The 19348-nt window shown below is 63.4% G+C and carries 18 protein-coding genes and 1 tRNA gene; 16 read left to right on the top strand and 3 right to left on the bottom strand.

What is annotated here, in order from left to right; all coding sequences use genetic code 11:
- Positions 1–73: 73 nt before the first annotated feature.
- The gene (locus tag ABB27_RS10145) at positions 74–349 is read right to left on the bottom strand and encodes a polyhydroxyalkanoic acid system family protein (protein WP_057628588.1); all 276 of its coding nucleotides are present in this window, start codon (positions 347–349) and stop codon (positions 74–76) included.
- Positions 350–467: 118 nt separating this feature from the next.
- Here ABB27_RS10145 and ABB27_RS10140 point away from each other — a divergent pair, with 118 nt between their 5' ends.
- From ABB27_RS10140 to aroA, 4 genes are all read left to right on the top strand, one after another.
- A complete protein-coding gene (locus ABB27_RS10140) occupies positions 468–1280 on the top strand; it encodes an FHA domain-containing protein (RefSeq protein WP_057628587.1) in 813 nt (270 codons plus the stop codon).
- A 141-nt stretch (positions 1281–1421) separates the two neighbouring features.
- A complete protein-coding gene (serC, locus tag ABB27_RS10135; RefSeq protein ID WP_057628586.1) occupies positions 1422–2507 on the top strand; it encodes a 3-phosphoserine/phosphohydroxythreonine transaminase in 1086 nt (361 codons plus the stop codon).
- A 50-nt stretch (positions 2508–2557) separates the two neighbouring features.
- Positions 2558–3799 carry a prephenate dehydratase gene (gene pheA, locus ABB27_RS10130; protein ID WP_057628585.1) on the top strand — a complete coding sequence of 414 codons (1242 nt, stop codon included), beginning with the start codon at positions 2558–2560 and terminating at the stop codon, positions 3797–3799.
- A 176-nt stretch (positions 3800–3975) separates the two neighbouring features.
- On the top strand, positions 3976–5289 hold the full coding sequence (gene aroA, locus ABB27_RS10125; RefSeq protein WP_057628584.1) for a 3-phosphoshikimate 1-carboxyvinyltransferase: 1314 nt from the start codon (positions 3976–3978) through the stop codon (positions 5287–5289).
- On the opposite strand, the gene ABB27_RS10120 is transcribed toward aroA, so the two are convergent.
- Entirely contained in the window at positions 5273–5779 is a 507-nt protein-coding gene (locus ABB27_RS10120) for an energy transducer TonB (RefSeq protein WP_057628583.1), read from the bottom strand. The genes aroA and ABB27_RS10120 overlap by 17 nt on opposite strands.
- A gap of 102 nt (positions 5780–5881) precedes the next feature.
- Complete coding sequence (locus ABB27_RS10115; protein ID WP_057628582.1) at positions 5882–6532, bottom strand: energy transducer TonB; 651 nt, start codon at positions 6530–6532, stop codon at positions 5882–5884.
- 113 nt (positions 6533–6645) lie between these two features.
- Here ABB27_RS10115 and serS point away from each other — a divergent pair, with 113 nt between their 5' ends.
- The 12 genes from serS to ABB27_RS10055 all read left to right on the top strand — a co-directional run bounded on the left by serS (position 6646) and on the right by ABB27_RS10055 (position 18927).
- Positions 6646–7923, top strand: a complete 1278-nt coding sequence (gene serS, locus ABB27_RS10110) for a serine--tRNA ligase (protein ID WP_057628581.1) — start codon at positions 6646–6648, stop codon at positions 7921–7923.
- Positions 7924–8375: 452 nt separating this feature from the next.
- A complete protein-coding gene (locus tag ABB27_RS10105; RefSeq protein ID WP_057628580.1) occupies positions 8376–9368 on the top strand; it encodes a LysR family transcriptional regulator in 993 nt (330 codons plus the stop codon).
- A 67-nt stretch (positions 9369–9435) separates the two neighbouring features.
- Positions 9436–9525 (top strand) — tRNA-Ser (locus tag ABB27_RS10100).
- A 240-nt stretch (positions 9526–9765) separates the two neighbouring features.
- Positions 9766–11304 (top strand): sensor domain-containing diguanylate cyclase, encoded by a 1539-nt coding sequence (locus ABB27_RS10095; protein ID WP_211263702.1) that lies wholly within the window; start codon positions 9766–9768, stop codon positions 11302–11304.
- Between the two features lie 144 nt (positions 11305–11448).
- A complete protein-coding gene (locus ABB27_RS10090) occupies positions 11449–12114 on the top strand; it encodes a hypothetical protein (RefSeq protein ID WP_152984521.1) in 666 nt (221 codons plus the stop codon).
- Between the two features lie 216 nt (positions 12115–12330).
- Positions 12331–12840, top strand: coding sequence for a tRNA adenosine(34) deaminase TadA (gene tadA / locus ABB27_RS10085; protein WP_275452866.1), 510 nt, complete (start codon positions 12331–12333; stop codon positions 12838–12840).
- Between the two features lie 89 nt (positions 12841–12929).
- Positions 12930–13505 carry an oligoribonuclease gene (gene orn, locus ABB27_RS10080; protein WP_057628576.1) on the top strand — a complete coding sequence of 192 codons (576 nt, stop codon included), beginning with the start codon at positions 12930–12932 and terminating at the stop codon, positions 13503–13505.
- A 5-nt stretch (positions 13506–13510) separates the two neighbouring features.
- Positions 13511–14365, top strand: coding sequence for an EcsC family protein (locus tag ABB27_RS10075; protein ID WP_057628575.1), 855 nt, complete (start codon positions 13511–13513; stop codon positions 14363–14365).
- 95 nt (positions 14366–14460) lie between these two features.
- Positions 14461–15018 (top strand): NADPH-dependent FMN reductase, encoded by a 558-nt coding sequence (locus ABB27_RS10070; RefSeq protein WP_057628574.1) that lies wholly within the window; start codon positions 14461–14463, stop codon positions 15016–15018.
- Positions 15019–15233: 215 nt separating this feature from the next.
- Positions 15234–16664 (top strand): replicative DNA helicase, encoded by a 1431-nt coding sequence (locus ABB27_RS10065; protein WP_057628573.1) that lies wholly within the window; start codon positions 15234–15236, stop codon positions 16662–16664.
- A gap of 14 nt (positions 16665–16678) precedes the next feature.
- Positions 16679–18088, top strand: coding sequence for a cryptochrome/photolyase family protein (locus ABB27_RS10060; protein ID WP_057628572.1), 1410 nt, complete (start codon positions 16679–16681; stop codon positions 18086–18088).
- A 140-nt stretch (positions 18089–18228) separates the two neighbouring features.
- Complete coding sequence (locus ABB27_RS10055; protein WP_057628571.1) at positions 18229–18927, top strand: YiaD family glycine zipper/OmpA-like lipoprotein; 699 nt, start codon at positions 18229–18231, stop codon at positions 18925–18927.
- Positions 18928–19348: the final 421 nt, after the last annotated feature.

Genomic DNA, 19348 nt, shown 5'->3' with positions numbered 1-19348 from the left:
GCTCCTATGCGGGGTTGAAGAGTCCATCTACACCGTAACGGCACACGGGCTTGGGTTGTGTGACGGTCCGGGCTCAGCCGAGTTTGTCAGTCAGCACGCGTTGAATTTCCGATTCCACCATGCCCTTCATGGCCGACAACAGGAAGCCCAGCTCCGCCTTGACGCGCACCGCACCGGGCAGCAGTTCGATCGCGCCATCCACGCCGGAGCGGTTGAAATGCAGTACCGCGCCTTCCCAGCGGGTGACCACGTCAAAGCGCTCCTGCAGTTTTTCGGCGACCTCGGTGATGGCGGTGCGGGCCTTGTCGTCGGACAGGGAATGAGCGTGCTGGATATCAATGGTCGACATGGGGTGTGGCCTGAACTGCTGTAAGTAGGAAAGTTGCGCCATTGTGCGGACCTGCGCGGCGTAGTCCAAGCCTCACGAACAGCTTCTGCATGACGGGACGACCTGATAGTCTGCTGCGGTGCGCACTCTGCAAGTCCATTTCAGCAACCGTCAGCAGCCCGATCAGTCATTGATGCCGGGCGTGCAGCGCATTGTTCGGCATGCGTCCGGGCAGGTGCGGCTAGGCGATGGCAGTGTTGGCCCGTTGCTGTTGGCGCAGTTCTGCACCGACCAGCGCGGGGTTTGGCTACAGGTCGCCAATGGTGGCCGTGGCATCCATGTCAACGGCCGTCCGGTACGCCGCATGGCGCTGCTACGCGCTGGCGATGCGGTCTATGCCGACGGTGCGGAGATGCTGCTGCGCGGCGAATGCGAGCAGGTGCCGCATCCGCCGGAAGTTCCCAGTGAGGGCGGCGACGACCTGCGGGTGCTGCTGCGCGGAGTAGGTGGGCGTCACCACGGCCGCAGTTTCACGCTGGACAAGCCGCGCAGCATCGGCAGCGATCCGGCCAGCGATATTCTCATCGATGACCCGGCCTTCGCCCCGCGTCATGCCCGCTTCGAGCGGCATGGCGACAAGGTATTGCTGCGCGACCTGGGCTCGGCCGAGGGGAGCCAGGTCAATGGCGTGAGTACCCGCCACTGCTGGTTGCAGGCCGGTGATCAGGTGGTGTTTGAAGGCAACCACCGGTTCGTGCTGGAGGTTCCGCTGGGTCCGGTGTCCGCGCCAACGGCCTTCCTGCCGGAAGACGACGAGGTGCCGGAACGGGTCAAGCCGTCAACGGCGGTGCCGGTCAAGCCGAAACGGCAGCGACGTTGGCCCTGGCTGCTGCTCAGCGCCTTGCTGCTCGGTGCGGCGATCAGCGCGCTGCTGCTGTTCGGGGCACGCTGAACCAGCCTTGCGGCGGTACAGGCGGTACCCACCTGGCGGGGCTGAAACCGCCGCCCACAATGGGTGCAGATGCAACTTTTCCCTGATGGCCCAAGGCTGTTGCGCTGCGGCATACTAGGGGTTCTGCTCAACAGGTGTGACATGACTCGCGCATTCAATTTCAGTGCCGGCCCTGCGGCATTGCCGGAATCGGTCCTGCGTCAGGCGCAGGCGGAGATGTTGGAATGGAATGGCGTAGGCGCGTCCATTGTCGAGATCAGTCATCGCAGTGCCGATTTCATGGCCGTGGCGGCCCAGGCCGAAGCCGATCTGCGGACGTTGATCGGCATTCCGGATGACTATGCGGTGCTGTTCCTCGGTGGTGGTGCCACCACCCAGCAGGCGCTGCTGCCGTTGAATTTCGCCAGCCCCGGGCAACGCGCTGACTATGTGGTCAGTGGCCACTGGGGCAAGACCGCGATCAAGCAGGCCAAGCCCTACGTGGATGTGAACATCGCCGCTACCGGCGAGGCCAGCGGGTTCCGCGATATTCCACCGCGCTCGCAATGGCAGCTGTCGGCCGATGCGGCTTATGTGCACATCACCGCCAACGAGACCATTCACGGTGTCGAATTCCGCGATGTGCCGGATGTCGGCGAGGTTCCGCTGATCGCCGATTTCAGTTCGTCGATTGCGTCCGAGCCGATTGATGTATCGCGTTATGGCGTGATCTACGCCGGTGCGCAGAAGAACCTGGGCCCGGTCGGCATTGCCGTGGTCATCATCCGTCGCGACCTGCTGGCACGTGCCGGCCAGCCGCGCGCGGACATCTTTGATTACCGCTCGCATGTCGAGCGCGATTCAATGTTGAACACGCCGCCGACCTGGAACTGGTATCTGGCCGGCTTGATGTTCAAGTGGATGCTGGCCCAGGGCGGCGTGGAAGCCTTCGCGAAGCTGAGCATGGCCAAGTCCTCCACCGTCTATGACGCCATCGATGGTTCGGGCGGCTTCTACCGCAACGAGGTGGCTGCGGCCGTGCGCTCACGCATGAACATCCCGTTCTTCCTGCCCAGCGAAGAGCTCAACACGCGTTTTGTCAGCGAGTCCAAGGCTGCCGGTCTGCTGGCGCTGAAGGGCCACAAGGCTGTCGGCGGCATCCGTGCTTCGCTGTACAACGCCATGCCGCTGGAAGGTGCGCAGGCACTTGCAGCGTTCATGCGTGATTTCCAGCAGCGCAACGGCTGAACCATTCCCGCCGTGCGCATCGCGCCGGCCAGTACCAGGTAGACGATTCCATGGCGACCAAGCCAAGCAAGAACGCCAGCAAGACCCCACCGGCTGCGGCAACCAAGTCCGTTGCCAAGAAAGCAGCAGCCAACAAGGCGCCAGCCAAGAAGGCTGCGGTCAAGCCAGCGGCTGCCAGCAAGAAGAAGGCGGCTGACAGCTTGACCGTCGCCAAGCCGGTGTTGTCGGACGTGCGCGCCAAGATCGACCAGATCGATCGCAGCATCCAGGCCTTGATTGCCGAGCGGGCAAACTTCGCCCACCAGGTTGGTAAGGCCAAGGGTAAGCTGGCTGCGGCCGTTGACTATTACCGCCCCGAGCGCGAAGCGCAGGTGCTGCGCATGGTGGTGGACCGCAACGAAGGCCCACTCAGCGACGAGGTGCTGGTACACGTTTACCGCGAAATCATGTCGGCCTGCCTGGCCCAGCAGGAGCCGTTGAAGATCGGTTACCTCGGTCCGGAAGGCACCTTCAGCCAGCAGGCCGTGCTCAAGCACTTTGGCCGCTCGGCGATGGGCTTGCCGATGGCCAGTATCGAAGAAGTGTTCCAGGAAGTGGAAGCAGGCAACGCGGATTTCGGCGTGGTGCCGGTGGAGAACTCCGGGCAGGGCACGATCCAGATCACCCTGGACATGTTCCTGACCTCCAACCTCAAGATCTGCGGCGAAGTCGAGCTGCGGGTACAGCAGTTCCTGATGTCGCGCAGTGGTCGCATCGAGGACATCGAGCGCATCTATGCGCATCCGCAGTCATTCATGCAGACCTCGGCTTGGTTGCGCGCCAACCTACCCAAGGCGGAGAAGATTCCGGTCTCCAGCAATGCAGAAGGCGCGCGTCGCGCCCGCAATGCCGAAGACGCAGCCGCCATTGGCGGCGAGAGTGCAGGCCATGTCTATGGCTTGAAGAAGGTGGTGACCAAGCCGATCCAGAACGATGCCGACAATACCACCCGCTTCCTGGTGATCGGCCGGCAACTGTTCCCGTCGTCGGGCCATGACCGCACTTCGGTGCTGGTCTTCATCCACGACAAGCCCGGCGCCCTGTTCGATGTGCTCAGCCCGTTCGCGCGCCATGGCATCAGCATGAACCGCATCGAGTCGCGTCCTTCGCACCAGGCCAAGTGGGAATACGGCTTCTTCATCGACCTGGCCGGCCATATCGAAGACGAATCGATGCAGGCTGCCTTGGCCGAATTGAAGGCGCACTCGGCGCAGATCAAGGTGCTCGGCTCCTATCCGGTCGCCGTGCCCTGAGCTTGAAAGCCCCTTTCCCTGCGGGAGAGGGGTTGGGGTGAGGGCTGACTACGGGCAGGTTTCAAATCGCTGCAGTCAGTTTGCCGCCGCACCCTCATCCGCCCTACGGGCACCTTCTCCCGGAGGGAGAAGGGTTTGTTGACGCGCCTCGGCGCACCGAACATTAGAGAGACCGCATGACCTCCCAGCCCTACTGGATTGCACACAAAGGTTCCGCCCTGCAGGGCACGCTCGCCATTCCCGGCGACAAGTCGGTATCACACCGCTCGGTGATGTTTGCCGCACTGGCCGATGGCGTATCGCATATCGAGGGTTTCCTGGAGGGCGAGGACACCCGCGCCACCGCGGCGATCTTCGAGCAGATGGGCGTGCGCTTTGAAACGCCGTCGCCGTCGCAGCGCATCGTCCATGGCGTGGGCGTGGATGGCTTGAAGGCCCCGCAGGCAGCGCTGGATTGCGGCAATGCTGGTACCGGCATGCGCTTGCTGGCCGGCCTGTTGGCGGCGCAGCCGTTCGACTCCACTCTCATTGGTGATGAATCGCTGTCCAAGCGGCCGATGCGCCGGGTTACCGCGCCGCTGGCGCAGATGGGGGCCCGCATCGACACCCAGGAAGATGGCACGCCGCCGCTGCATATCCACGGTGGGCAGATGCTGCACGGTATCGACTACGCGTTGCCGGTAGCCAGTGCGCAGGTGAAGTCGGCGGTGTTGCTGGCCGGCCTGTATGCGCAGGGCGAAACCTCGGTGGTCGAGCCGCATCCGACCCGTGACTACACCGAACGCATGCTGCGCGCGTTTGGCGTGGAGATCGATTTCGAACCGGGCAAGGCGCGCCTGCGTGGCGGTCAGCGTCTGCGTGCGACCGATATCGCGGTGCCGGCGGATTTCTCGTCCTCGGCCTTCTTCATCGTCGCCGCCAGCGTAATTCCTGGCTCGGAAGTGCGCCTGCGTTCGGTCGGTCTGAATCCGCGCCGCACCGGTCTGTTGGCTGCACTGCGGCTGATGGGCGCGGACATCCGCGAGGAAAACCACGCCGAGCACGGCGGAGAGCAGGTTGCCGACCTGATCGTTCGCCATGCCCAACTCAAGGGCGCGGAAATTCCGGAAGACCTGGTGCCGGACATGATCGATGAGTTCCCGGCGCTGTTTGTTGCCGCTGCGGCGGCTCACGGCCAGACCGTGGTGCGCGGCGCGGCCGAACTGCGGGTGAAGGAATCCGACCGTCTGGCGGCAATGGCCACCGGCCTGCGGACCCTGGGGCTGCGCGTGGACGAAACCGAAGATGGCGCCACCATTCATGGCGGCGCGCTGGGCAGCGGCACGATCGAGAGCCACGGTGACCATCGCATCTCGATGGCCTTCGCCATCGCCGGTCAGCTCAGTACCGGTGAAGTACGTATCAATGATGTGGCCAATGTAGCCACCTCATTCCCGGGCTTTGACAGCCTGGCCAGTGGTGCCGGCTTCGGGCTCAGCGTTCGCTCCTGAATTCCACCGGCACCTGCACCACGCTGTTGATGGCGCGACCATCCCGCATCGCGGGCTGGAAGCGCCATTGCTGCAGCGCGTGGATGGCGGCCTGATCCAGCGCAGGATCAACGCCGCCGTCATGGCCGACCACCGCCGCATTGCTGACCCGGCCATTGCTGTCTATCTGCAGGCGCACGATCACATCACCTTCGACGCCGGCATCAAGCGCGGCGGCCGGATAGCTGGGCATGGGGTTGTTGGGCAGGGGCTCGGCATCATTGTTGCCGGCAACGCTGACCACCGAGGTGGTATCGGCGGTGGTGATCGAGACCGGGCCGGTCGCTACCGGTCCTTGCAGGGCGCGATAGCCCAACCAGCCAAACAGGCTCAGCACGCCTACTGCCAGCAGAACCCACAGCCATGCGGCCGTGGTGCCTTGCGCCTGGTTGGCGCTGGCCGATACGGGCGGATGGGAGGTGGAGTGTTGCGGGATGCTGGACATCGACATGGCTGCTCTGCGTAACGTCTACGCGGCAAGTCTGGTCCCGCACTCCCAAACGGCGAGTGACTTTGGGCAGAACCCGGCGCCCTTGGGGAGCCGGGGTTCAGCTTACTGAGCGGGTTTGAAATCGAAGGGGATCTCAAGGCTGCCCTGCATCGGCTGGCCATTGCTCTGGGCCGGCTGGAAACGCCAGTTGCGCACAGCCTCCTGGGCGGCGCGATCCAGGTCGCGTGAGCCGCTGCGTTGGACCAGCCGTACATCCAGCGGCACGCCATTGGCATCCACGTCCACACGCACCACCACGGTGCCGCTTTCGCCGCGGCGCAGGGCAGCGGCCGGGTAGTCAGGGGCGGGACTCTGGCCAGGCAACGGAACCGGCTGATCACTGGGCGCGACGGCGGCCGGGGCAGGGGCCGGTGCAGGTTCGGCGGGCGCGGCTTCGGCGATGGGCTGCGGCGGCGGGGCGGGTGCGGTTTCCACCAGCTCCGGGGCCTGTTCCACGGCCTCGGGACGCGCGTCGGGCATCTCGCTGGCACCGGACCCTGCGGGCAGCGGAGCTGGCAACGGCGTCAAAGTGGCGGTGTCGGCCTGCGGCTGTGCCGGATCGGCGCGATAGAATTCGTTGTTGCGGCGGGCGTTGAGCCACACCACCAGAAACAGCAATATCCCGACGCCAAAGGCGATGCCGGCGATCTTCAGGCTGCTGCGGGGCAGGTGAAAAGTGAAGTTCTGGTCGGAGCGGGAGCTGGGAGCGGACATGGCCTTGACCGTATGGAACCGGCTGATTCTTGCACAGGAATGGTGAATCGCGCGGCAGAAAGACGCAGTTCGCGCGATAATCTATGGCTCACACCCGTACACAGTGCCCAGCCATGCTTGATCCAGCCCTTCTTCGCCAGCAGCCCGCCGAACTTGCCGAACGCCTGCGCAGCACGCGCGGTTATGTGCTGGATGTGGCCGCCTTCGAATCGCTGGAGGCTGACCGCAAGCGTATCCAGGTGCGCACCCAGGAGCTGCAGAGCCTGCGCAACAGCCGTTCCAAGTCGATCGGCCATGCCAAGGCCAAGGGCGAGGACGTGTCGGCGATCATGGCCGAAGTGGCCGCGTTCGCCGATGAGCTGAAGACCTCCGAGGCCCAGCTCGATGTGCTGCGCGAGCAGATCGAAACCCTGTCGATGGGCATTCCGAACCTGCCCGCGGCCGATGTGCCGGCCGGCAAGGACGAGAGCGAGAACGTCGAACAGCTGCGCTGGGGCACCCCGCGCGAATTCGATTTCCCGGTGCTGGACCATGTCGAACTCGGTGCCCGCAACCATGGCCTGGACGCGGAAACCGCGGCCAAGCTGTCTGGCGCCCGCTTCACCGTGTTGCGTGGTTCGATTGCCCGCCTGCACCGTGCGCTGGGCCAGTTCATGCTCAATCTGCACAGCAACGAGCATGGTTACGAAGAAACCAACGTGCCGGTGCTGGTCAATGCCGATTCGCTGCGTGGCACCGGCCAGCTGCCGAAATTCGAGGAAGACCTGTTCAAGACTGCGCTGGGCGAATCCACGCGCTATCTGATCCCGACCTCGGAAGTGCCGCTGACCAATATCGTCCGCGACGAGATCATCGACGCCGAGCGTCTGCCGCTGCGCATGACTGCACACTCGATGTGCTTCCGTTCCGAAGCCGGCAGCGGTGGCCGCGACGTGCGCGGCATGATCCGCCAGCACCAGTTCGAGAAGGTGGAGCTGGTCAGCGTCTGCACTGCCGAGGAAAGCGAGGCCGAACACCAGCGCATGACCGGCTGTGCCGAGGCCGTGCTGCAGAAGCTGGGGCTGCCGTACCGCAAGGTGCTGCTGTGCACCGGCGACATGGGCTTTGCGGCCATCAAGACCTACGACCTGGAAGTCTGGTTGCCGTCGCAGCAGACCTACCGCGAGATTTCGTCGTGCTCCAACTGCGGAGATTTCCAGGCCCGTCGCATGCAGGCGCGCTGGCGCAACCCGGGCGGCAAGCCGGAGCTTGTGCATACCCTCAACGGCTCGGGCGTGGCCGTGGGCCGCGCGATGATCGCGGTGATGGAGAACTACCAGAACGCCGATGGCTCGATCACCATCCCCGAAGTGCTGCGCCCGTACATGGGCGGCGCCGAGCGCATCGCCTGATCAGCAACATGTAGTGCCGAGCCATGCTCGGCATTGGCGGTGCCATACCGCAGACTGGTGGCTACCGTTGAGCTGTAAAACAAAACGCCGCGCTCCCCTCGGAAGCGCGGCGTTTTGTTGCCCACTGAAAAACCAAAGCCCGCAATCCCATGTAGTGCCGAGCCATGCTCGGCAATGGCTCCCCCAGCAAACTGACAGGCGCCAGACCGGCCCCAACGCAACACCACCGCGCTCAACAAGCGGTCCGGATTCCCCACCCCAAACCCCCTCGATCAGCCTCCCTGCGAGCGCCGTACCCGACCGGCAACCCCTGCGGCAACCGCACCAAAAAACTGAATAGGCAGGCCCTAAAAGCGACCTGAATAGCAAACAGGACTGTTTATGGCCTGATTTGTAAATACAGAACAAAGGTGTTTAAATTCACCGGTTCGTTCCAATAGCGGGATCAATCCATGCAGGACCTCAACGACCTCTACTACTTCGCAATGGTGGTAGACCATGGCGGCTTCGCCGCTGCCGAGCGCGCATTGGGCATCCCCAAATCACGTCTGAGCCGACGCATCAGCCAGCTCGAAACCGATCTGGGCGTACGCCTGCTGCAGCGTTCGACGCGCCGCTTCGCGGTCACCGATGTGGGCATGAGCGTGCACCGCCACGCGCAGACCATGCTCGCCGAAGCTCAGGCCGCGCGTGAGGTGGTGGACCGGCTCAGCGCCGAGCCGCGCGGGCTGGTGCGCGCCAGCGTGCCGGTGTCACTGGCGCAGATGCAGCTGCCCAAACTGCTGCCCAAGTTCCTCGAGCAATACCCGAAGGTGCGCTTGCAGCTGAACATCAGCAACCGTCGCGTCGACATCATCAATGAAGGCTATGACGTTGCCCTGCGGGTGCGCTCGCGGCTGGATGACGATGGCAGCCTGGTGATGCGCAGTTTCGGTCAAGTGCAGGAACTGCTGGTTGCCAGCCCGGCCTACCTGGACCGGGCAGGGCGGCCGGCCTCACCGGAGGACCTGGGCAACCACGTCACCCTGAGCATCAGCGAAGACGAAGCGCGCCAACGCTGGGAACTGCACGGCCCGGGTGGTGAAGTCCGCCGGGTTGAGCTGCAGCCGCGGGTGGCAGGCTTTGATTTCCCGCTGCTGCAATCCATGGTCAAGGATGGTTTCGGCATCACCATGCTGCCGGAAACCGTCTGCGCCGAGGCTGTGCGCAACGGCGAGCTGGAGGTGGTGCTGCCGGACTGGTCGCTGCCGCAGGGCATCTGCCACGCGGTATTCGCCTCACGACGCGGGCTGTTGCCGGCGGTGCGGGTGTTCATCGACTTCCTGGCCGAGCACCTGCCCACCGAACTGGAGGCCTCCCGCCTGCATTGCGGCGGCGCCTGCGAGCGGGCCAAGGAGAAGATCCGTGCTTCGATGGCCGGCGCACTGGCAATCGAGGCCGGTTGAACAAAAACGCCGGCAGGCATGCGAGAATGCGCACCCCGGGACGCTATCCGGGGTAGCAACGCGTAACGGACAGATGGCCGAGCGGTTGAAGGCACCGGTCTTGAAAACCGGCGAAGGGTCAAACCTTCCGTGGGTTCGAATCCCACTCTGTCCGCCAGACTTGAAAAGCCGCTGATGCCAGCGGCTTTTTTCGTTTCGGGCAGGGCGGCGGGCGCGCGCCGGAGCTGCAGCAAGCCATCCCAGGCAAAGGCCTGCGATGACAGTTCCGCTGGTAAAATGGCGACGGCTTGGGGGAGCTGCGCGCCCGGGTATGCATGCCCGGGTATGCGTGGGTTCGTCGCGGCAATACCTTCAAGCGTCCGCGTTGGAATCCATGGATCTCAGAAAACTCATCTTGGTGCTCACTTTGCTGGGCGCACTGGTGCCGTTCGCCAATACCTTCTATGCCAGCTATACGGTGCAGCGTCAGCAGCTGATGGACACCACGCTGGACGGCAACTACGCCTACGCCAACAAGCTGGCTAAAAGCACTGAGGACTTCCTGCAGGCGTCCCAGCTGCAGCTGGCCTATACCGCGCAGCTGCTCGCCATGAAGATGGATGACGTGGCCAAGCTGGAGGAGGAAGCCGCGCGCCTGCGCATGATGAGCAAGAGCTTCAACTCCATCACCATCTTCGATGCGACCGGCAAGGTACTGGCGACTTCGCCGGAGACCCTGGGCCTGCAGGGCAGGGTGCTCGGCAGCGAGGCGGTGATGACCGCGCTGCGGGAGAAGCGGCCGCTGATCAGCGCGCCTTATCAGTCGGCCACCGGCAACTTCATCGTCTTCATCAACCACCCGGTCGTGTCCGCGTCCGGCCGCTACCTCGGTGCGGTGGGTGGGGCGATCTACCTGCAGAAGGAAAACATCCTCGACCGGCTGCTCGGCCAGCACTTCTACGTCGACGGTTCCTACCTGTTCGTGGTCGACAAGCAGAAACGCATCATCTATCACCCGGACCCGCGGCGGGTCGGCGATTTCGTGCAGCACAATGTCGTGGTTGACCGCGTTGCGGCCGGCCAGTCGGGCAAGGGGGCCACGGTCAACTCGCAGGGCGTCAGGATGCTGGCGGGCTACGCGCCGGTGACTTCGACGGGGTGGGGGATTGTGGCCCAGCGCCCGGAAGCGGCCACGCTCGCACCGTTGACCCAGCTGATGCAAAGCACTTTGTACAGGGCGCTGCCGGCAACGATCTTGACCTTGATCCTGATCCTGTGGAGCGCACGCTTGATTTCGCGCCCGCTGCGGCTGTTGGCCGATGGCGCGCGCAAAATGGAAGACCCGTCTTCGGCCAAGGACATCGGCTCGGTGAAATCCTGGTATTTCGAATCGCGCGAGTTGAAGAAGGCCTTGCTGATCGGCATCGACGCCTTCCACAAGAGTTTCACCAAGTTGCGTGAGGACACCGCCACCGATCCGCTGACCAAGCTCGGCAACCGTCGGCGGTTGGATGAGACATTGGCTGACTTCGAGAGCCAGGCAACCCCGTTCTCGGTCATTTCAATCGATATCGATCACTTCAAGAAAGTGAATGACAGCCATGGCCATGCCGCCGGTGACGCGGCCTTGCAGCAGCTTGCCCAGCGCATGCGCGAGGCCTGCCGCGCCTATGATGTGCCGCTGCGCGTTGGTGGCGAGGAATTCCTGATCCTGTTGCCATCCACCACTCTGGCAACCGCAGCACAGGTGGCCGAACGCCTGCGCAGGACCGTTGAGGAGATGCGGATTCCCAAGGTGGGAACGATCACGATTTCGCTCGGTGTTGCCAATTGGCCGCAGAGCAGTTTCGAGGTGCAGGCTGTGCTCAAAGCTGCCGATGAAATGCTGTACGCGTCCAAGCGCGGCGGCAGGAATCGGGTTTCGGTGCACCAGCGTGAGGTTGGCGTCAGCTCCTAGATTTCCCGTGCGGGCGACACTCGGGCGGCGGACGATTGCATCGTGGAAATTGGGTAGGCGTTTTCCTACATACAGATAGGGAAACCGATTGCATGATTATCAATCCGCTGCGGAGCCCGCAGCTCTTTGTACAGGACGTACGGCATGCATCGGTCTTTTCTTCGTTTTATCGTGGGCGGTATTTTTTCGCTGTTGCTGCTCAGTGGCTGTGATCAGGAAGGCAATTTTTCCGTTACCGGCAAGGCTGCCGAGTTGGAGGCTTCCAGCAAGTTCCGGGTCAGTACGCGCCCGATGCTGAGCAGCAGGCAGGTTGTATCGACCTTGCTTGGCGGCAGTGGTTTTGCACCGGAAGGCCAATCGCGGCTGCCCGGTTATAGCGATATCGAGTTCTTCCCGATTGCCGGTGCAGATGCGGTCGAGTCGTTGAATGCGCTTTCCAGTCCACGCCGGGATGATGCGCCGATTGATCTGTCCGGCATCGATTTCGGCAAGAACTTTGCGTTCCTGGTGGCGCACCCGAGTTCGAGTTCGTACGGCGCCATGACCTCGGGGCAGTATGCGACGTTCTTCAGCAAGGTGCTGCCGTCCTATGAGAAGGACAAGGTGGTGCTGCGCATCGATGCGAGCCGGCTGGGCGATATCGACCCCATGACCGCCCTGAGCGGGAATTGGGAAGGCAGCATCTACACGGTCGAACGGCGTGGGCGCGATAAGCTGGAAGTGCGTCTTTATGACGAAAGCTATGTCTACTCGCTTGCCCCAGAGGCCAACGACGGCATGCCGGAGGGCGCGGTGGCGCCTGCGCAGTAAAGGGTGATCCACCGGTCCTGTCTGTAGCGCAGGGGCCGGTGACAGGGCGCGTTGCGTAGGGCTTGGCGTAAAATGCCGCAATCGGGCCTGGCCCTGGTCCTCGGAGTTGCTAGTCATGTTTTCATGCGCGCGCAGTCTGTCTGCTGCGATGCAGGTGCCCCTTGGCGCCTACCGTTACCAAATGCGCGCAGCGTCGGGTGGTCTCCAGTGACGGGCATCCCAGCCAGCGATAGCGCCGAAGTGGCGAATGACGAGCAGTGGATGCGCCATGCCCTGGCGCTGGCTGACCGCGCCCAGCGCGAGTTCGACGAGATACCGGTGGGCGCGGTGCTGGTGGGCGCCGATGGCGCGTTGCTGGGCGAGGGCTGGAACCTCAATATCGCCAGCCACGACCCAAGCGCGCATGCCGAGATCGTGGCCATGCGTCAGGCCGGCAAGGCGCTGGGCAACCATCGCTTGGTCGGTAGCACCTTGTACGTGACCCTGGAGCCCTGTGCCATGTGTGCGATGGCGCTGGTGCACGCGCGCATCGCGCGGGTGGTGTTCGCCGCCACCGATCCCAAGACCGGCGCCTGTGGCAGTGTGTTCGACCTGCTGGGCGATCCGCGGCACAACCACCGTGTACAGGTGCTTGGCGGGGTGTTGGCGAAGGACGCCAGCCTGCGGCTGACCAATTATTTCCGGGCCAAGCGTGGCCGTCCGCTGCTGACCCCCGACGACCTTTGACGCGGCCAGCACCTGTGGCAGGGGTATCATATGCATTGATATTCCGGCCGCGCGGCACTTGACCGCCGGCCCACAGCATGAGGCAGCACATGGCGGACAACAGCGCAGGCAATGACCGGTTGATCTGGATTGATCTGGAAATGACCGGATTGGACACGGACAACGACTCCATCATCGAGATCGCCACCGTGGTCACCGATGGCCAGCTCAATGTGCTGGCCGAAGGGCCGGAATTTGCCATCCACCATTCAGTGGAGGTGCTGGAAGCCATGGACGAGTGGAACCGCAACCAGCACCAGCGTTCGGGTCTGTGGCAGCGAGTGCTCGACAGCAACACCAGCGTGGGCCAGGCCGAAGCCAGGACCATTGCCTTCCTGCAGGAGTGGATCAAGGCCGGTGCGTCGCCGATGTGCGGCAATTCCATCTGCCAGGACCGGCGCTTCCTGCACCGGCAGATGCCGCGGCTGGAGAAGTACTTCCATTACCGCAACCTGGACGTGTCCACGATCAAGGAACTGGCCAAGCGCTGGTCGCCAACCGTTGCGGCCGGTGTCAGCAAGACCTCCAGCCATACCGCGCTGAGCGATGTGCAGGACTCCATTGCCGAGCTGCGCCACTACCGCCAGTTCATGGGCGTGTTGGCCGGGTTACCGGAAGCAGGCTGAGTGCGATGACCGAGCTTGCTCTGCGTCTGCAGGACAATGCGCAGGACCTGGCCGATCTGCAGCGCGCGGTGGGTTTGCTGGAATCACCAACGCTCACCGCCAGGATGGCCAACCTGATCGGCTCACCCTTGGAGTTCGCGGTGCGCAAGCTGCCCTCGGCGGTGTCTTCGCGCATCCAGGGCGTCACCGAGGCGGCCTTGTACAAGGCCGCGCAGACGGCCTTGTGGACGATGGACAACAAGCAACCTGGCAAGGCGGCCTCGCCGCGCCTGCATAAGCTGGCAGCGGCGGCTTCCGGTGCGCTTGGTGGTGCTGGCGGCTTGCCGGCCTTGGCGATCGAGCTGCCGCTGTCGACCACCATCATCATGCGCGCGGTTGCCGACGTCGCCCGTAGCGAAGGCTTCAATCTGGCCGACATGGCTACCCGCCAGGCCTGCCTGGAAGTGTTCGCACTGGGCGGCAATTCCGGCAAGGACGACGCCAGCGAGACCGGCTATTACCTGGCGCGCGGCTTCACCACCGAGGTGATGCGGCATCTGTCGGCCGAATTGGCCGGCAGCGCGGTCAGCGGCAGCCATGGCGTCTTGCTCGGGCTGGGGCCGAAGGAAGCCGGCAAATGGCTGGCCAGGGTGGTGGAGAAAGTCGCCGCCAAGTTCGGTGTGGTGGTGTCGGAGAAGTTTGTCGCCCAAGCCGTGCCGGTGATCGGTGCAGTGGCGGGCGCAACCTTGAACACCATGTTCACCGGCTATTACCAGGACATGGCGCGCGGTCATTTCATCATCAAGCGGCTGGAACACAAGTATGGCTTCGAGACGGTACGGCTGGCCTATGGTGGAGTGACGGGCCGCCTGCACCCTTGAGGCGCTGCCTTTGTTCGGCGGGCGAGCGGTTTGCCTTCACCTGCTGCGAAGCCGGTAATGTCTAGCCTGTACCCTTCTTCCAGAGCGAGGTTGCCATGAATCAGTACAAGATCGCGGTTTTCGTCGGTAGTCTGCGCAAGGAGTCGATCAACCGCCGCCTGGCGCTGGCGCTGGAGAAGCTGGCCGGTGACCGCGCCAAATTTGAATATATTCAGATCGGCGATGTCCCGCTCTACAACCAGGATCACGATACGCAGTTCCCCGCGCAGGGCACGCGCATGAAGAACCAGGTGCGGGCGGCTGACGCGGTGCTGTTTGTCACCCCCGAGTACAACCGCTCCATCCCCGGCGTGCTCAAGAACGCCATCGACACCGCTTCGCGCCCTTATGGCGACAACGCGTTTGCCGGCAAGCCGGCAGCGGTGGTTGGCGCCTCCATCGGCGCCATCGGCAGCGCCATGGCCCAGCAGCACCTGCGCAATGTGCTGGTTTTCGTCGACCTGGCGGTGATGCCGCAGCCGGAGGCCTTCGTCCAGTTCAAGGATGGCCTGATAGAGGCTGACGGCACCATCAGCAATGACGGTACCCGGCAGTTCCTGCAGGGCTATGTCGACAAATTCCTGGCCTGGACCGAGCACCAGCTCAAGGCCTGAGCCGCGCTCGGCAGCGGTCGGCTCACGCCCCGCACATGCGATAATGCCCACCCGGCGCTGCAATGGCGCCGGGTGTTTGTTTCTGTATGCCAGCCCACTCCCGGCGCCGCTGGGGCTTGGGTTGTGGACAGGTTATCCACAGACTTGTACGTATCCCGGTGGGCAATGCCCACCTACCATGGCCGCACGGCCTTATTGCAGGAAATACGCTTTTCATGTCCGCCCGTACTGGTTTCCGTTCCGACCGCGACCGCGGTGACCGCAATGATCGTTCCGATCGTAGCGAGCAGCGCATCGACGCCTTGCGCGTTCCTCCTCATTCGGTGGAAGCCGAGCAGGCCGTGCTTGGTGGTTTGATGCTGGCACCTGAGGCCTACGACCGGGTCAATGAGGTGCTGACTGACAAGGACTTCTACCGGCGTGACCATCAGCTGATCTACCGCGCGATCCACGACTTGTCCGAGCGTGACCGTCCGTTCGACGCCGTCACCCTGGGTGAGTGGTTCGAATCGCAGGGCAAGTCGGACATGGTGGGTGATGGCGCCTATCTGATCGAGCTGGCCAGCACCACGCCGTCTGCAGCCAATATCAGCGCCTATGCTGAAATCGTGCGCGACAAGGCGGTGCTTCGGCAGTTGATCCAGGTGGGTACGGACATCGTCAATGACGGTTTCCAGCCGGAAGGCCGTGACAGCTCCGAGCTGCTGCAGACCGCCGAAAAGTCCGTGTTCGCCATTGCCGAGCAGGGCGCGCGCGGGCGCACCGACTTCGTGGCGATGCCGGGTGCGCTGAAGGACGCTTTCGAAGAGTTGCGCAACCGCTTCGAGAATGGCGGCAACATCACCGGCCTGCCGACCGGTTACAACGATTTCGATGCGATGACTGCCGGCCTGCAGCCGACCGATCTGATCATCCTGGCTGCGCGTCCGGCCATGGGCAAGACCACGCTGGCCTTGAACATCGCCGAGTACGCGGCGATCAAGTCCAAGAAGGGCGTGGCGATCTTCTCGATGGAAATGTCTGCATCGCAGCTGGCGATGCGTCTGATTTCCTCCAACGGCCGCATCAATGCCCAGCGCCTGCGTACCGGCCAGTTGGAAGACGAGGACTGGAGCCGCGTCACCGGCGCCATCCGCATGCTGAAGGAAACCAAGATCTTCATCGACGATACGCCGGGCGTGTCGCCGGAGATCCTGCGCTCCAAGTGCCGCCGGCTCAAGCGCGAGCACGACCTGGGCCTGATCGTGATCGATTACCTGCAGCTGATGAGCGTGCCGGGCAACAGCGAGAACCGTGCGACCGAAATTTCGGAAATCTCGCGTGGCCTGAAGGGCCTGGCCAAGGAGTTGAACGTGCCGGTGATCGCGCTGTCACAGCTCAACCGCTCGTTGGAAACCCGTACCGACAAGCGCCCGGTGATGGCCGATCTTCGCGAATCCGGCGCTATCGAGCAGGATGCGGACATGATCGTCTTCATCTACCGCGACGATTACTACAACAAGGAAAATTCGCCGGACAAGGGCCTGGCCGAGATCATCATCGGCAAGCACCGTGGTGGCCCCACCGGTTCGTGCAAATTGAAGTTCTTCGGCGAGTACACCCGCTTTGACAACCTGAGCCACGATTCGGTCGGTTCGTTCGAATAAGCCGGAGCCGCTGCATGTCCATCGCCATTGTCTGGTTTCGCCGTGATCTGCGGCTGCGTGACAACCCGGCATTGCAGGCCGCCATTGAAGCCGGTCACACGATTGTGCCGGCCTACATCCATGCGCCGCAGGAAGAGGGCGCATGGGCGCCGGGCGCGGCCTCCGATGCCTGGCTGCACCATTCGCTGCAGCAGCTTGACGCACAGCTGCGTGCGCTTGGATCCGCGCTGGTAGTGCGCAGTGGTGACAGCATGGCCCAGCTGCAGGCGCTGATCGCCGAAAGCGGTGCCGAGGCGGTCTACTGGAATCGCAAATACGAGCCGGCCACGCAGCCGCGGGACGCGGCAATCAAGCGCGGTCTGCGCGAGCAGGGTGTGCAGGTTGAAAGCCATAACGGCTACCTGCTGTTCGAACCCTGGGAATTGGCGACGCTGCAGGGCGGGCCGTACAAGGTGTTCACCCCGTTCTGGCGCAACGCGCTGACCCGCTGGCGGCTGCCTGCTTTGTCCGATGCGCCTGGCAGCTTGAATGCAATCGCGCTGCCAGGCCTGCCATTGCAGGCCTTGGGCCTGCAGCCGCGCTTGGGCTGGGATGGCGGCTTCTGGGAGCATTGGCAGCCGGGCGAGGCGGGTGCGCAGGAAGCCCTGGAGGTATTTGCCGAGGGTGCGCTCAATGGCTACCGTGAGCAGCGGGATCTACCTGACCGCACCGGCACCTCGCTGCTGTCACCGCACCTGCATTTCGGCGAGATCGCCCCGTGGCGGATCGCGCATACGCTGGAAGCCATGCGCAGCGCCGGCCGTGATGCGGACATCGATGGCTATATTCGCCAGCTGGGTTGGCGCGAGTTCTCCTGGCACCTGCTGCATCATTTCCCGCAGACCAGTGACAGCAACCTCAATCCGCGCTTCGAGCGCTTTGCCTGGGAACCCGCGCAACCGGCGTTGCTGGAAGCCTGGCAGCAGGGGCGCACCGGCATTCCGATCATCGATGCCGGCATGCGGGAGCTCTGGGCCACCGGTTACATGCACAACCGGGTGCGGATGCTGGTGGGCAGTTTCCTGTGCAAGCACATGCGCATGCATTGGCAGCACGGTGCGCGTTGGTTCTGGGACACCTTGGTGGACGCCGATCTGGCCAACAACAGCATGGGCTGGCAATGGATCGCCGGTACCGGTGCTGACGCGGCGCCGTATTTCCGGGTATTCAATCCGGTGACGCAGGCGCAGAAATTCGATCCGCAGGCGCGCTATATCAGCCGCTGGGTGCCCGAGCTGGCCGCGCTGCCGCTCAAGGCGCGGTTCGCGCCCTGGCAGTTCCCGCAGTTGCTGGCCGAACACGCGCCAAGCTACCCGACGCAGCCATTGGTGGATCTGGCACAGGGCCGTGATGCGGCCTTGGCGGCCTATCAGCGCTGTCGCTGACACTGGCTTAACGTGCAAGACAGTTAGATGAATGGATACCCGTGAAGAAGGTAGGGATGCACGCAGGTAATGCTTCGTGATGTTTATGCTTGCCCGGCAAATCCACGCTGGCCAGTCCGGCCTATCAGGAGACTCATCAGATGACCACCCTAACTGTTGTTCGTAATCTTTCCATTGGCCTGGTGACGGCAGCCGTCCTCTCGGCCTGCGCTACCGGTGGCTCGTATGTGCAGCAGGACCAGTACGGCAACCAGACCCAGCAGCAGAACAAGACCGGCAAGGGCGCGTTGATCGGCTCGGCCATCGGTGTTGCTGCCGGCCTGCTCAGCGGCGGCAACGCCACCGAACGTCGTCAGCGTGCAATGGTGGGTGCCGGTATCGGCGCACTGGGTGGTGCCGCGGTTGGCAACTACCAGGACCGTCAGGAGCGCGCCCTGCGTGAGCGCACCGCCAACACCGGTATCGACGTGCAGCGCGATGGTGACAACATTACCTTGAGCCTACCCGATGGCATCACCTTCGATTTCAACAAGACCACCCTGAAGCCGCAGTTCTATGGTGCGCTCAATGGTGTTGCAAGCACCTTGAGTGAGTACAACCAGACCATGATCGAAGTGGTCGGTCACACCGACAGCATTGGTACCGATGCGGTGAACAACCGTATTTCCAAGGAGCGTGCAGATGCGGTTGCCGCTTACCTGACCGCACAGGGCGTGCAGCGCGAGCGCATCGAAACCCTGGGCGCCGGCAAGGCTTATCCGATCGCTGACAACAGCACTGAAGCTGGTCGTGCGCAGAACCGTCGCGTTGAGATCCGCGTGATCCCGTTGCGTTCGTAATCGGAAGGCTTGTTTGCTGACGTAAAGGAAGGGCCGCGCAAGCGGCCCTTTCGTTTGCTGGATTTCTTCTGCAAACGGTGTGGAGTTTTGCTCCCTCCCTAGTGCCGCAGATGCCAGGGAGGGCTGGGAAGGGGAGCTTCTGCCCCCTCCCTTGTGCCGCAGGCACAGGGGAGGGTTGGGGAGGGGTAGCTCCTGCTGTTGCCTGTTCTGCTTTTCATCAATCAGAGCAAAAGCACAGCCAAAGCTCCCCTCATCCGGTGCTGCGCACCACCTTCTCCCGCAGGCGGGAGAAGGGAGCAACAGCAACAAGCAGCAGCGAGAGCCAAAGCCAGAGCAGAAGCCAGAGCCAGAGCCAGAGCAGAAGCCAGAGCAGAAGCCAAAGCAGAAGCCAGAGCAGAAGCCAGAGCAGAAGCCAAAGCAA

Origin of the sequence: Stenotrophomonas terrae (genome assembly GCF_001431465.1) — a bacterium.
In the GTDB taxonomy this organism is placed as follows: domain Bacteria; phylum Pseudomonadota; class Gammaproteobacteria; order Xanthomonadales; family Xanthomonadaceae; genus Stenotrophomonas; species Stenotrophomonas terrae.
The sequence above is the reverse complement of the archived record's forward strand: the minus strand, read 5'-3'. Positions and strand labels throughout refer to the sequence as shown.

Coding starts and splice junctions, on each gene's coding strand:
- ABB27_RS10145 (WP_057628588.1), bottom strand. CDS start 349: ATGTCGACCATTGATATCCAGCACGCTCATTCCCTGTCCGACGACAAG.
- serC (WP_057628586.1), top strand. CDS start 1,422: ATGACTCGCGCATTCAATTTCAGTGCCGGCCCTGCGGCATTGCCGGAA.
- pheA (WP_057628585.1), top strand. CDS start 2,558: ATGGCGACCAAGCCAAGCAAGAACGCCAGCAAGACCCCACCGGCTGCG.
- aroA (WP_057628584.1), top strand. CDS start 3,976: ATGACCTCCCAGCCCTACTGGATTGCACACAAAGGTTCCGCCCTGCAG.
- ABB27_RS10120 (WP_057628583.1), bottom strand. CDS start 5,779: ATGTCGATGTCCAGCATCCCGCAACACTCCACCTCCCATCCGCCCGTA.
- ABB27_RS10115 (WP_057628582.1), bottom strand. CDS start 6,532: ATGTCCGCTCCCAGCTCCCGCTCCGACCAGAACTTCACTTTTCACCTG.
- serS (WP_057628581.1), top strand. CDS start 6,646: ATGCTTGATCCAGCCCTTCTTCGCCAGCAGCCCGCCGAACTTGCCGAA.
- ABB27_RS10105 (WP_057628580.1), top strand. CDS start 8,376: ATGCAGGACCTCAACGACCTCTACTACTTCGCAATGGTGGTAGACCAT.
- ABB27_RS10090 (WP_152984521.1), top strand. CDS start 11,449: ATGCATCGGTCTTTTCTTCGTTTTATCGTGGGCGGTATTTTTTCGCTG.
- orn (WP_057628576.1), top strand. CDS start 12,930: ATGGCGGACAACAGCGCAGGCAATGACCGGTTGATCTGGATTGATCTG.
- ABB27_RS10075 (WP_057628575.1), top strand. CDS start 13,511: ATGACCGAGCTTGCTCTGCGTCTGCAGGACAATGCGCAGGACCTGGCC.
- ABB27_RS10070 (WP_057628574.1), top strand. CDS start 14,461: ATGAATCAGTACAAGATCGCGGTTTTCGTCGGTAGTCTGCGCAAGGAG.
- ABB27_RS10065 (WP_057628573.1), top strand. CDS start 15,234: ATGTCCGCCCGTACTGGTTTCCGTTCCGACCGCGACCGCGGTGACCGC.
- ABB27_RS10060 (WP_057628572.1), top strand. CDS start 16,679: ATGTCCATCGCCATTGTCTGGTTTCGCCGTGATCTGCGGCTGCGTGAC.
- ABB27_RS10055 (WP_057628571.1), top strand. CDS start 18,229: ATGACCACCCTAACTGTTGTTCGTAATCTTTCCATTGGCCTGGTGACG.